This window comes from Streptomyces sp. 150FB (assembly GCF_000818195.1).
Lineage (GTDB): Bacteria > Actinomycetota > Actinomycetes > Streptomycetales > Streptomycetaceae > Streptomyces.
Window position 1 is genome coordinate 9,200,295 of record NZ_JTHL01000001.1, and the last position, 12,951, is coordinate 9,213,245.

The following is a 12,951-nucleotide window of genomic DNA, read 5'->3' on the forward strand; positions in this document are numbered from 1 at the left end:
GATACCGCATACGCCAGCGACTGACACTGCTTGACGCCAGTGACTGGCGCTACGTAAAGTCAGTGACTGGCGCTACTTAGTGCCAGTCGCTGGCGTCACGTGTCGTCGTTGGTGGGCAGCGGTCCGTTCACCGGATTTCACCGGACCGATGACCCAGTGGCGGCCGCGGTGCGCACACTCACGGAGAGGGCGTTTCATGCATATTTTTGTCACTGGCGGTTCTGGCCAAACAGGCCCCGCCGTTGTCGCAGAGCTCGTCGCGGCAGGCCACCAGGTCACTGCTCTGGCTCGCTCGGATGCCGCCGCCGCCCGGCTGGAGTCACTGGGCGCCGCATCGCATCGCGGCTCCCTGGACGACCACGCCAGCCTGCGCCGCGGCGCCGAAGCCGCCGACGGCGTCCTGCATATGGCTTACGGCGGTGACTTCTCCGACCTCGACGACATGATGAGGCGCGACCGGACCGCGATCGAGGTCCTCGGGCAGCCGTTGGAACACTCGGGCAAGCCGCTCGTCGTCACCTCGGGCACCCTGGTCATGCCTGCCGGCCGGGAGACCACCGAGAACGACGAGCCCGACACGGCCGGGATAGCCGCCTTCCGTATCGCGGGCGAGCGAGCTTGTCTGGACTTCGCCGCCCGGGGAGTACGGGCGAGCGTGATCCGGCTCGCTCCCACCGTCCACGGCCCCGAAGACCATGGCTTCATCACCATGCTCATCGCCACCGCGCGAAAGACCGGCGTCTCGGCCTACGTGGGCGACGGCACCAACCGCTGGCCCGCGGTTCACCGGCTTGACGCCGCGGTCCTGTTCCGCCTGGCACTGGAGAAGGCTCCTGCGGGCAGTGTGCTGCACGGAGTGGCCGAAAGCGGCGTCACGATGAAGAACATCGCGCAGACGATCGCCCGGGGCCTGGACCTGCCGACCGTCTCGCTGACACCCGACCAGGCCGCCGGGCACTACGTCAGCCCGTTCATGGCCAGGGTCTACGGCTTCGACGCGCCCGTATCCAGCGCTCACACACAGGAGTTGCTCGGCTGGTCGCCCACCCGCCCGACACTGCTCGATGACCTGGAGCACGGCGACTACTTGGCCAGGCCGGCCTCCTGACCGTCAGGAGGTCCGGCCGTCGTACAGCACCGGGTTCAGTGGGGTGTCGGGGATCTCGCCGACCCCGGCGCCGGGCATCCAGTCCCGGTCCCGTATCTGGGGTGCGTTGGCGGGCTCGGTCACGCGGATGTCGGCATCCATGTAGATGACGGTCATCACCCGGCGCGGCACACGCCCGCGGTTCGGGCCGGCGTGGTGGAAGGTCCAGCCGCGGTGGAAGCTGGCGTCGCCGAGTGCGAAAGGCCGCACGATGTCCTCGAACCCCTGCTCGACGACGGCCTGCTTCAGCCTGTCCTCGGACTCGTCGGAGATGGGCAGGTCGCGGCCGTGGGCGAAGTTGTGGCTGCCGCGCGCGAAGGCCAACGGGCCCATGTCGAGGGGGGTTTCCTGGAGCGGCAGCCAGATCGTCAGGCAGCGGTCGGAGGACAGCGGCCAGTAGTACTGGTCGGCGTGCCAGGGAGTGATTCCGCCGCTGGGCTCCTTGTACAGGGCCTGGTCGTGGTAGAGGCGGACCGCGTGCACGCCCAGCAGCCGGGCCGCGATGCCGGCCAGCCGGCGCGAGAACACCAGTCGCCTGACCGTCTCGTTCTCCCGCCACAGGTTCGACACCTGGAGGAACGCCCGGCCGTACGTGTCGCGTTCGGCCAGCGGGAGGTGCTGGGTGTTCAGCCGGATCACCTCGGAGGTGATCACCGGCTCGTACCGGGCGATCGTCCCGGGGGACAGCACGCCGGTCAGGTGCGCGAATCCGTCGCGCGCGAAGTCGGCGGCGGCTGTCGCGGGCAGGCCGGGGTAGGGGACGTCGAGTTCGTCGGTCTGCGTTTCCGGTATCACGGTCATGTCGGACGACTCCAGACAGGAGAGGGACGGGCGGGTTGCCGACTCCACCGTCCCAGCGCGTCAGCGGTGGCGCCACGCTGCCGTTGCCCACTTCTGGTACGCAGTTGCCGCTTATCCGAACGGCCAGGCCGCCGGGCCTAGGCTGGCCCGTGTGAAGCCCCGTTACGAGCAGCCACGTACGCTCGACGGCACCACCTTCCTCAGCTATATCCGCCGTGAGCGAGCCTTCGGCTTCGGCTGGCACTACCACAGGGAGTACGAACTCACCCTCATCGCCGAGGGGGAGGGCACCCGCTATGTGGGTACCACCGTCGAGCGCTACCGACCCGGCGACCTGGTCCTGCTCGGGCCCGATCTGCCGCACACCTTCACCTCCGAGCCGTACGAGGGAATGGCCGAGGCGGCGGTGACGCAGTTCCGGCACGACTTCCTCGGCCCGGGGTTCTTCGAGCTGCCCCAGTTCCGCGGCATCGACGGCCTGCTGGCCCGGTCAGCCCGGGGCCTGCGCTTCGGCGGCGTCGGCGAGGACGCGCGGGCGGTGCTGACCGGGCTGCCCCATCTGGAGCCCGCCGCCCAGACGGTGGCGGTCCTGGACGTGCTGCGCCGCCTGGCCGCCGACGGTTCGGCCACCCCGATCACCGGCCCCGGCTACGCCCCGGCGCCCAGTAACGCCACGCGCGACCGTATCGACGCGGTGTGCCGTCACCTCCAGCAGACGCACACCGAACCGGTGCGCCAGGAGGACGTGGCCGCCCTGGTGCACATGTCGCCGACGTCCTTCAGCCGCTTCTTCCGCGCCGCCATGGGCCGTACCCTCACCGACTACGTCAACCAGCTCCGCGTGGAGACCGCCTGCTCCCTGCTGACCGGCACGTCGCTGCCGGTGACGGAGGTCGCCGCGCGCGCGGGCTACCGCAACCTGTCCAACTTCAACCGCCGCTTCCGCGAGTTGAAGGGCCTGCGCCCGACCGGGTACCGCGCCGCGCACCAGCAGCCCGGCACCACCGTGTGAGGCGCGTCCCTCACATGTGCGTCCTTCACACCTGCGCCGCCCCGCCGATGACCTGGGCGCGGTAGCGGGACGGTGTGGTGCCGGTCTCGCGGCGGAAGGCCGTGGCGAAGTGCTGGGACGAGGAGTAGCCGAGGTCCGCGGCGAGGGTGGTGATCGGCAGGTCGGTCTCGGCGAGCAGCAGCCGGGCGCGCTCCGTACGCAGCCGGGTCCGGTACCGGCCGGGCGTCTCACCCGTCTCGGCGCGGAACAGCTCGGCCAGGTGGGACGGCGAGAGGTGCGCCGCGGCGGCCAGCTCGACGACCGTCAGGCCGTCGGCGAGGCGGTCCTCGATCAGGCGCTTGGCCGTGGCGAGCGCCGGGTGCAGCGCCAGCGGGCGGCCCGGCCGCCGGCCGTCGGCCAGCCGGGACGCCTCGGTGATCAGCAGTGCCGCGGAGTACGCCAGGCCCGCCGCGCGCAGCGGCTGATACGTGGTCACCTCCCGCAGGAACAGCGCGAAGGGGGCGACCATCGAACCTGCGTCGGCGACGACGAACGGCCGGCGCTGCCGCCACACCGGGTGCAGTTCCTCCGGCGGTACGAGCTCCGCGGGCGCCAGCGCGGCGAAGTGGAAGTGGTACGGGGCTGTGCTGGCGGCCGCCATCGCGTGCGGCACCTCCGGAGGCACCGCCAGCAGGCCGCGCGCGGGCACCTCCCACGTCCGGTCCGCCACGGTCCACCGGGTCGGCGGGTCCGCCAGTTGCAGATACAGCTCCCAGGCGTCGTGGGTGTGTGTGCGGATCACCCAACTGGTGGGGGCGTGCTGGTCGCCGGCGTGCCGCAGCCCGGGCACCCCGGCGTGCCGCAGATGGGCGTGGAAGCCCGCGCTGAGCCCGGTCGGACGGTCGATGGACATCCGAGGATTATGTACATCCGCCCGGGTCACCCGCACGCCCCGGCAGGGGAGTTGGCCGTAGCGTCTCGGCCATGACGAACGACACGCTCACCGCGCTGCCGACCGACGAGGACGTGGCCTTCTACCGGGAGAACGGGTACTGGATCTCCCCTCCGATCCTCCCCGACGACATACTGGACGCCGCCGAGCGAGGCATGCGCCGCCACCACGCCGGCGACGTGGACCGCGAGATCGCCCGCGACCCGGAGGGGGTGTTCCGGGGCTGGCGCCCCGCGGACGGCGACGTTCTGCGCAAGAACGACGGCGCCTCGCTGCGGGTCGACGAACTGGCCCTGCTGGTACGGCAGTCGGTGATCGCGGGCTGCGCCGCCCGGCTGGCCGGAGCGGACGAGATACGGCTGTGGCACGACCAGTTGCTGTACAAGCCCAGCGGCTCCGACCGGCAGGTCAACGTCGGCTGGCACACCGACCGGCGCTACTGGCTCGGCTGCTCCAGCCAGGAGATGCTGACCGCCTGGGTGCCGTTCCACGACATCACCGAGAGCCACGGCCCGGTGATGTTCGTCGCCGGAAGCCACCGCTGGGACGCCCGGGCCGACCTGGACTTCTTCGACCAGGACCTGTCCACCATCGAGCGTTACGCGGCCCGGCGCGACCTGCGCCTGGTCACCGCCACGCTCGGCCGGGGGCAGGTCAGCTTCCACCATTGCCGGACCATCCACGGGAGCGGCCCCAACACCAGCGGCGAGCCGCGCCGGTCGCTCGCCATCCACCTGCAACCCGGCGACAACCACCACGTCGCCGCCCGCAACCCCGACGGGGACCCCGCCACCCACCACAACGACCGGCTGACCGCACGCCCCGACGGCACCCCTGACTATGCCGATCCCGCGGTGTGCCCCCGCCTGTGGCCGCCGGCCCCGTGACACCCCGGCCGGGGTTCAGCGCCGACGCGTACACCGTGGTGCGGACCAGGAACCAGCGGGTCCCCGGCGAGGAGGGTGACCAGCATCTCGTCGGTCTCCGCGTCGGGCGCCAGCCGGTCGGCGAGCAGCGCCAGGTCGCGGGTGAACGAGGACGCGTGCACGTCGACCCGGTAGCCGCCCTCCACGGCGGTGGCGTGTGCCGTCCAGGCGTCAGGGGCGCAGGCCAGTTCCGGGTCCTCCAGGAAACAGTGGACGACCCGGGTGTCGGCGCCCGCCGCCACGAAGACCTCCCGTTTCGGCTCGCCGGGCTCCAGCAGCGAGCCGGGCAGCTCCAGCCGCGCCACCGAGCGGGGCGGCACGTCCAGCGCGACATCGGCCGCGTCCCGCGCATCGCCGTCGAAGGACTGCCGTTCGGCGTGCGGCGCGCCCGTCGCGCGGCTGGACCGTCAGCAGCCGCGGGGCGGGCGCCTGGCGCAGGGCGTACCACAGGGGTTTGGGCCGACCGTCGCCGTCGACGGCGGACCAGGACGTGACCGGCCAGCAGTCGTTGAGCTGCCGGACGATGGCTCCGGCGGTCCGCGGCCACCAGGAGCGGAAGTGCTCGATCGCGGAGGCGATGGCGCGGGATCCAGCGGTCCAGCGTCGCCCAGGTGGGCGGGGCCTGGAAGCCGAAGTCGGAGCAGAAGCGGGCGCACATGGCGCGAACGAGCCCTGGACCGTCGGTCGTCGCCGACTCCGGGCGAGCCGCGCCCATCGGTGAATGCGCTCTCAATGCTGCGCATGAAGCATGCGATTCGTCTACAGCCTCGCACCCAAAGCCCTTCAGGAAGCCCTGACCGACGGCTTGACACTGTTCTGCAAGCGCGTGCAGGATTGCAGAAAAGGAGGTGAGCGATGACTGTCCACGCACGCGCCGCCATCGTTGGTACCGGAAGCCGCGCTCAGCAGTTCACCGAAGGTCTCGCCCGCCGCGAGCACATCGAGGTCGTCGCGTTCTGCGACCCGAACCAACAGCGCATGGCGCACCACAACCGGCTGCTCGCCGCCGCCGGGCGGCCGCCGGCCATCACGTACCGGCCGGACCGCTTCACCGAGATGCTCCGCGCCGAACGCGTCGACACCGTGGTCGTCACCACCATCGACGCTCTGCACGACGGCTACATCGTCGCCGCGCTGCGCGCCGGCTGCCGTGTCGTCACCGAGAAGCCCCTGACCACCGACGCCGAGCGCTGCCGTCGCATCCTGGCCGCGGTCGACGAGACCGGCGGCGACCTGTCGGTGGCCTTCAACTACCGCTTCAACCCCGTGCACGAGCTGGTCCATGCCCAGTTGCGGCAGGGTGCCATCGGCGACCTCGTCTCGGTGCACTTCGAGTGGATGCTCGACGTGCGCCACGGCGCGGACTACTTCCGCCGCTGGCACCGGGAGCGGGCCAACAGCGGCGGCCTGATGGTGCACAAGGCCGGCCACCATTTCGACCTGGTCAACTGGTGGCTCGGCGCCCGCCCGCAGCGCGTCTTCGGTCTCGGCAGGCTCGCCTTCTACGGCCGGGAGAACGGCGAGCGCACCGGCTACCGCCGCGACTACGAGCGCGCGCACGGCTCGTCCGCCGCGCTGGACGACCCCTTCGCCCTGCACCTGGAGGACAACGAAGGCCTGCGCGCCCTGTATTTGGACGCCGAACACGAGGACGGCTACTTCCGCGACCGCAACGTCTTCGGCGACGGCATCACGATCGAGGACGACATGGCGGTCCTGGTACGTTACGACTCGGGTGCGTCCATGTCGTACCACCTCACCGCCTACTCGCCTTGGGAGGGCTACCGGGTGATGTTCAACGGCACCCGTGGCCGGCTTGAGCTGGAGGTCGAGGAGAGCGCGTGGCAGCGGCCCCAGGCGAAGGTCACGTCCGCCAAGGGGAACGTGCACGGAGACACCGAGATGGAGAACGCAGGCGGCGCCCGCATCCTGGTACGCCCGCTGTGGCAGCCGCCGCGCGAGGTCGAGATCCCGGAGTTCGACCACGCCGGACACGGCGGCGGGGACGCCCGGATGCTGCACGCGCTGTTCGACGGCGGAACGGGTGGCGCGGAGGGCGGCGCGCAGACCGCTACGGCCGCGGACGGCGCGCTCGCGCTGGCCGTCGGCCTGGCCGCCAACACCGCCTTCAGCCGGGGTGAGGTCGTGGACATCGACGACGTGGTGCGCGTCAAGTGACCGCCACCATGGCGGACGTGGCACGCGAGGCGGGGGTGTCCGCATCCACTGTCTCGCGTGTCTTCAGCCTGCCGGACACGGTACGGGCCGACACCCGCGAGCGGGTGCTCGCCGTCGCCCGGCGGCTGGACTTCACACCCAACAGGGCGGCCAGCTCGCTCGCCCGGGGCCGTACCCGTACGTTGGGGCTGCTCGTGCCGGACGTGGCGAACCCGTACTACGCGGAGATCGTCAAGGCCGTGCAGCACCGGGCGCGCGCCAAGGACCACGCGCTGTTCCTGGCCGACGTCGGCGACGACCCCGGCGACGGCTTCGAACTGGCGCAGGCGATGGCCCGGCAGACCGACGGCCTGCTGCTCGCCGGCCCGCGTATGACCGACGACATGGTGCGCGCGCTGGCCCGGGCCGGCCCGGTGGCGCTGATCGGGGCCCGGCTCGCGGAGACCGACAGCGCCTACGCGGAACTCGGCACCGGCATGCGGCACGTGGTCCGGCACCTGGCGGCCCTGGGCCACCGCCGGATCGTCTACGTCAACGGCACCCGCACCGCCCGTACGGCGGGTCACCGGCAACCGGTGCGGGAGGCCTGCGACGAGCACGGGGTCGAACTGGTCGAGCAACTCGGCCCGTTCGACCTCACCTTCGACAACGGCGTGGCGGCCGCCGACCTGGTGCCCGTCAGCGGTGCGACCGCGGTCATCGCGCACAACGAGATGGTGGCGCACGGCGTCGCCGGCGGCCTGGCCCGCCAAGGCCGTTCCATCCCGGGCGACTTCAGCCTGGTGACGGTCGACGACACGTTCATGGCGCGCGCCATCCACCCGGCGCTCACCGCGCTGCACATCCCGCTCGACCTGATGAGCACCAGGGGAGTCGACCTGCTGCTGCGGCGGATCGACGACCCCGACGGCGAGCCGCGGCACGCCGCGCTGGCGACCAGTCTCGTGGTCCGGTCCTCCACCGCGCACCCGGGCGGCCCGGCCGCCTGACCGGGCGCCCGCGCGGTCGCGGGCCCGCGACCGCCCCGTACCGCTTTCCCCCTTACCCTGCGCGCGCCCGCACGGGTCATCCCGCCCTGCGCGCCCTCCCCGGGGTCCCGCGTTCCCACGCCCAGGACCCCTTCGGCACCCACCCACTGAACGGTCCGCCGTCCCGGCGGACCGAGAAGGAGGAATGGTCCATGAAACACACAGCCAAGGCCGTCGCCATCGCCGCCGCGGTACTGCTCGCGGCGACCGGCGCCGGCACCGCCGCCCAGGCCCAACCCGCCCCCGCGCAGCCGCAGGCGGCACCGCAGGCCGCCGCGGCACTGCTGGGGAACGGCTATCTGGGCACGAACGGCAGCCAGATCGTCGACTCCACGGGCAAGCAGGTACGCATCTCCTCCGTGGCCCTGCACGGAAACTCCCGCCTCGACCAGAACGAGATCGTCAACCAGGACACCCCGTTCGTCGGCCTGGACGCCAACATGCGGGCCATCCGCGCCGCCGGATTCAACACCGTCACCCTCGCCTGGAGCGACGCCAGCCTGCACGACGCCAATGCCGCGAACTACGTCGCGGGCCTCGACGCGGTGGTCGCCGCCGCCAAGGCCAACCTCCTCAAGGTCATCCTGAACCACCACAACGACGAGGGCGCCGCCGGCAACGGCAACTGCCTGGCGCAGCAGGGCAACGGGCTCTGGTACGACAGCGGCCCCGGCACCGACGGCACGGACGGCTGCGGCACCCCCGGCACCGTCACCCAGGCGTCGTTCCTCGCCGACTGGAAGCAGATCGCCACCCGGTACAAGGGCAACCCCACCGTCATCGGCTTCGACATCGACAACGAGCCGCTCGCGTACCCCGGCGAGAGCACCTGGGGAGACGGCGGCGTCACCGACATCCACGCCATGTACACAGACGTCGGCAACGCACTGGAGTCCATCGACCCCGGGGTGCTCATCATCTGCGAGGGCCCGCAGAACTACGGCGGCTCCTTCGCCGGCGGCGCGGGCGTCAAGGCCTTCGAAGGCGACCTCACCGGGGTCGCCGCCCACCCGGTCGTACTCTCCGGGGCCAACGGCGGACGGTCACGCGTCGTCTACTCGGTCCACGAGTACCCGTACTCGGTCGGCCACACCGACCCGGACAGCGGCACCGCGGCCGTCCAGCGCATGAACGCGGTGTGGGGCTATCTGGTGTCCCAGGACATCGCCCCGGTGTGGATCGGCGAGGCCGGCGCCGCGATGGACAGCACGCGCGACGCGGCCTGGGCCGACACCCTCACCTCGTACGTCAACGGCCAGCAGGGTGCCAATGGCGGGCCCACGTTCTCCGGCACCGAGAAGGGCGTCGGCATCACCTGGTACGTCTGGGACACCCAGGGGCTCGGCGCGCTGAACGCCGACGGCACCCTCAACGCGGCGCGGAACGCCGTGTACTCCCAGTGGCAGTGACCTGATCCCCTTCCAGGGCCTCGCTCTCCGTCGCCCCACGTGGCGCCCCATGTACCCCGTCGCGACGGGGTACATGGGGCGCCTCCTGGCGGACGCCCGGACGGCACCGTGGAGTTGGGGCCCTCCGTCCGTTCGGACTGGTGACTCTCCGCCCTCCCGGGCCGCCCTCAACTGATCCAACGGACTTTCTTTGTCCGATGCGTTGACGTTGGACCGTTCCAAAAGTAAGTTCCACAACCAGCGCTGGAACGGTCCAACGCCTCTCTGACAGCGTGGCGTTGGACCAGTCCAACAGAAAGAGGAACGGCATGGCCAAGCTCACCATTCGCGACATAGCCCGGCTCTCCGGCCTTTCGAAGTCCACCGTCTCCCTGGTGCTCAACAACAGCCCCAAGGTGGATCCGGAGACCCGCCGCCGGGTGATCGCCGTGATGCGCGAGCACAACTACGTGCCGAGTTTCGCCGCCACCGCACTGGCCAAAGGGAACACCGGTCTTATCGGAATGATCGTGCCGGGTCTGACCTGGCGCTTCATGGCGAACATCAACTACGGCGTGGCCAAGGTCGTCGAGGACACCAAGTACGAGATGGTCCTGTTCACCAGTACCAACGAGCGGGACTACGGCGGCGCCATCGACCGGGTCATGAGTTCGGGCCTGTGCGCCGGTCTCATCGTGGTGACGCACGACCAACAGCCGCTGGACCGGCTGGTCGACCTGCACGCGGGCGGCCTGCCGCTGGTCCTCATCAACACCCTCGGCGCGGTCAACGCACTGCCCTCGGTCGGCGCCGACAACTACACCGGCGGCCTGCTCGTGGGCCGCCATCTGCTGGAGCTCGGGCACCGCAGGATCGCGGGCATCCTGGGGCCGCTCGACCACCCGTACGTCCAGGAGCGGCGCAGCGGGCTGCGGGAGGCCCTGCGTGAGGCCGGCCTGGAGCCCGATCCCGAACTGGAGGCCGAGACCGACTTCGCGGAGGCGCTGATCCGCAGCCGCACCCGGGAGCTGATGGCACTGCCCGCGGACCGCCGTCCCACCGCGCTGTTCGCGTACCACGACTCCGCGGCCTTCACCGTGCTGGACGAGCTGGTACGGGCCGGAGTGCGGGTCCCGCAGGACGTGTCGGTGGTCGGGTTCAACGACATCGACGCGGCAGCCCATGTGCGCCCGGCGCTCACCACGGTCCGCCAGCCCTTCGTCGACATGGGACGGCAGGCCGCCCGCATTCTCATGACCGCTCTCGACGGGGTCGAATCCGACGAGGAGTCACAGCGCGTCGTCCTTCCCACAGAACTGATCGTCCGGGACAGCACGACGTCCGTTCCGGCCGATCGTTGAAGCGCCCTTAATTCCCTGGGCAAGCTCATTCATTCGCACCGCCTCACCCCGGTGGAGCCGCAGCACGGAGCGGGAAAGCACCGTGCCCACCCATACCCGGAAGAGCAGTCGTCATGAGGCATTCCTGGAGACACCGAATACCGCCACACAAAGCCCGGGCGAGAAAGACGCTCGCCATTCCCGCCGCACTTGTTGTCGCCGACCTGGGTTTCCGGGCGGTCCGGGCACCACCCGCGCCGCCGCTCACCCGGTCGAGACCATGGGCGACCCGGCCCCGCAGTACCAGGTGCTGCCCGTCAATGGCCTGAAGCCGAGCGCCCCCTCAAGCCCGACGGCCGGCTCCGGCACGACGTAGTGACCACGCAGTGACGGACCAACGCGTCCGGCACCACCGCCCCTTGGGGCACCCACCGCACCCCCGGCCTCCCCGGCCGGTACCGCCTCGGCCCGGCGCCGGGTGCCGGCACCACCGCGCGGATCAAGGTCAAGCTGTCGTACGCCGACGGCACCCCCGAATCCGTCCCGCTCGCCTCCGCCACCGTCTCGAACGGCGGCCGGGCCCGGCCGGCGAGTCTCTCCGCCGTGCCCTTCGACTTTCACGACAAGACCTTCAGCGAGGCCGAGTGGTGGGTCAACTCTGCCGTCGGCACCGGCGACCTCCTCCTCGACGACGCATCACTCACGAACGGAGCGTAGAGCCCTCATGTCTCCCCTCAGCAGACGCGGCTTCCTGACCGCCTCCGCCGCCCTCGGCGGCACCGCCCTGACCTCCGCGCTGACCGGCTGCTCCTCGTCGCCCTCCGTGCCTCCCGGCACCAAGACGATCAACCACTGGGACTGGTACGTCAGCCAGGAGCCGTGGCTCAAGCAGGAGATCGCCCTGTTCCAGAAGGCGCATCCGAAGATCAGGATCAACCGCACGGTCCAGGTCAGCGACAAGTACCCGGACCTGATCAACCTCGCGTTCCGCGGCAACACCGCCCCCGACATGCTGATGATCCCCAAGTCGCCGGCCCTTGAACAGCAGGTCGCCGACGGCTGGCTGCGCACGCTCGACGACTACGCCACCCCGCAGTGGCAGGCGAAGTTCCCCGCCGGCAACTTCTACAACGGCGTGGACATGGTCGAGGGCAAGACCTACAGCGCGCCCTTCGGCGGCAACAGCCCCTGGCTCCAGCTGTACATCCACAACGGCCTGTTCAAGCAGGCCGGTATCACCAACCCCGACGGCACGGTCAAGCTCCCCAAGACCTGGGACGACGTCACCGCCGCCGCCGAGGCCATCACCAGGAAGACCGGCGGCAAGGCGTACGGCTTCGGCTTCGGCAACGTCCCGAACGTGTCGCTGCCGTGGTGGGTGGAGCTGTTCGTCCGCGGCGCCGGCTCGCCCGCCGGCTACGGGGTGGACCTGCCCGACTACCGGGTCGGCAAGTGGACCTTCGGCTCCGACCGCAACTACGCGGACTTCATCGAACTGCTGCTGGAGTGGAAGAAGAAGGGCTACATCTACCCGTCCTCGATGTCCATCGGCGACGAACAGGCGCGGGCGTTCTTCGAGCGCGGCAAGTTCGGCATGATCGTCGGCGGTGTGTGGAACCAGTCGACCTGGACCGAGCACGGGTTCAAGGACTACAGCCTGACCACGCTGCCCTCGCCGACGGCCAACCCCAAGGCGTTCTTCTACTACCTGCCCGGCGGCCGCGTGTGGGCACTGTCCAAGAGCACCAAGGTCTCCGCCGAGTCCTGGGCCTGGTTCGACTGGCTGCACAGCCCGGCGGCCGGCCAGCGCTGGGTGGAGGCCGGGCAAGGCCTGTCGATCTTCCCCGAGGCGAACAAGAACGCCAAGGTCGCCTCAGAGCAGTTCCAGGCGTACATCGACATGCGCCGTTACGCGCTGCCCATGCCCGTCCCGGCGATCCGCAACCCCGACGCGTCCAAGGTCGTCATCCCGGCCGTCACCCCTGACCTGCCCGACGTCCTCGTCGGCCTCTACACCGGCCAACTGGGGGACATGGGCTCGGCCCTGACAGCCCTGGAGGACCGCCGCAACAAGGCCCTCGCCGACGGCATCAAGCAGGCCCAGGCCAAGGGAGCCAAGGTCAGCCTGGCCGACTGGGTGTTCAAGGACTGGGACCCCACCAAGCCCTACCAGAACAAGCCGGCCTGACTCGGAGGTTCG

General features: G+C 70.7%; 11 protein-coding genes. 8 read left to right on the forward strand and 3 right to left on the reverse strand.

The window, feature by feature from the left end; translation table 11 throughout:
- The first annotated feature begins 196 nt into the window (after positions 1 to 196).
- A complete protein-coding gene (locus QR77_RS39415; protein WP_040026717.1) occupies positions 197 to 1,108 on the forward strand; it encodes an SDR family oxidoreductase in 912 nt (303 codons plus the stop codon).
- 3 nt (positions 1,109 to 1,111) lie between these two features.
- Here QR77_RS39415 and QR77_RS39420 read toward each other — a convergent pair whose 3' ends face one another.
- A complete protein-coding gene (locus QR77_RS39420) occupies positions 1,112 to 1,948 on the reverse strand; it encodes a phytanoyl-CoA dioxygenase family protein (protein ID WP_040026718.1) in 837 nt (278 codons plus the stop codon).
- 151 nt (positions 1,949 to 2,099) lie between these two features.
- Here QR77_RS39420 and QR77_RS39425 point away from each other — a divergent pair, with 151 nt between their 5' ends.
- Positions 2,100 to 2,960 (forward strand): AraC family transcriptional regulator, encoded by an 861-nt coding sequence (locus tag QR77_RS39425; protein WP_052489436.1) that lies wholly within the window; start codon positions 2,100 to 2,102, stop codon positions 2,958 to 2,960.
- 25 nt (positions 2,961 to 2,985) lie between these two features.
- Here the strand turns inward: QR77_RS39425 and QR77_RS42660 are convergent, their stop codons facing one another.
- The gene (locus QR77_RS42660) at positions 2,986 to 3,852 is read right to left on the reverse strand and encodes an AraC family transcriptional regulator (protein WP_052489437.1); all 867 of its coding nucleotides are present in this window, start codon (positions 3,850 to 3,852) and stop codon (positions 2,986 to 2,988) included.
- A 71-nt stretch (positions 3,853 to 3,923) separates the two neighbouring features.
- On the opposite strand from QR77_RS42660, the gene QR77_RS39435 reads away from it, so the two are divergent.
- Positions 3,924 to 4,778 carry a phytanoyl-CoA dioxygenase family protein gene (locus QR77_RS39435; RefSeq protein ID WP_040026719.1) on the forward strand — a complete coding sequence of 285 codons (855 nt, stop codon included), beginning with the start codon at positions 3,924 to 3,926 and terminating at the stop codon, positions 4,776 to 4,778.
- Here QR77_RS39435 and QR77_RS39440 read toward each other — a convergent pair.
- Positions 4,730 to 5,137: a hypothetical protein gene (locus tag QR77_RS39440; protein WP_150130513.1), complete on the reverse strand. Its 408-nt coding sequence runs from the start codon at positions 5,135 to 5,137 to the stop codon at positions 4,730 to 4,732. The genes QR77_RS39435 and QR77_RS39440 overlap by 49 nt on opposite strands.
- 535 nt (positions 5,138 to 5,672) lie before the next feature.
- Between QR77_RS39440 and QR77_RS39445 the strand changes: the two genes are divergently transcribed.
- The 5 genes from QR77_RS39445 (at position 5,673) to QR77_RS39465 (ending at position 12,939) form a co-directional block, all read left to right on the forward strand.
- Entirely contained in the window at positions 5,673 to 6,995 is a 1,323-nt protein-coding gene (locus QR77_RS39445) for a Gfo/Idh/MocA family oxidoreductase (RefSeq protein WP_040026721.1), read from the forward strand.
- Positions 6,992 to 7,984: a LacI family DNA-binding transcriptional regulator gene (locus tag QR77_RS39450; RefSeq protein ID WP_052489438.1), complete on the forward strand. Its 993-nt coding sequence runs from the start codon at positions 6,992 to 6,994 to the stop codon at positions 7,982 to 7,984. The genes QR77_RS39445 and QR77_RS39450 overlap by 4 nt, the downstream gene beginning before the upstream one ends.
- 191 nt (positions 7,985 to 8,175) lie before the next feature.
- Complete coding sequence (locus QR77_RS39455) at positions 8,176 to 9,432, forward strand: cellulase family glycosylhydrolase (protein WP_052489439.1); 1,257 nt, start codon at positions 8,176 to 8,178, stop codon at positions 9,430 to 9,432.
- 308 nt (positions 9,433 to 9,740) lie between these two features.
- Complete coding sequence (locus tag QR77_RS39460) at positions 9,741 to 10,772, forward strand: LacI family DNA-binding transcriptional regulator (RefSeq protein WP_040026722.1); 1,032 nt, start codon at positions 9,741 to 9,743, stop codon at positions 10,770 to 10,772.
- Between the two features lie 703 nt (positions 10,773 to 11,475).
- Positions 11,476 to 12,939, forward strand: coding sequence for an extracellular solute-binding protein (locus QR77_RS39465; protein WP_040026724.1), 1,464 nt, complete (start codon positions 11,476 to 11,478; stop codon positions 12,937 to 12,939).
- Positions 12,940 to 12,951: the final 12 nt, after the last annotated feature.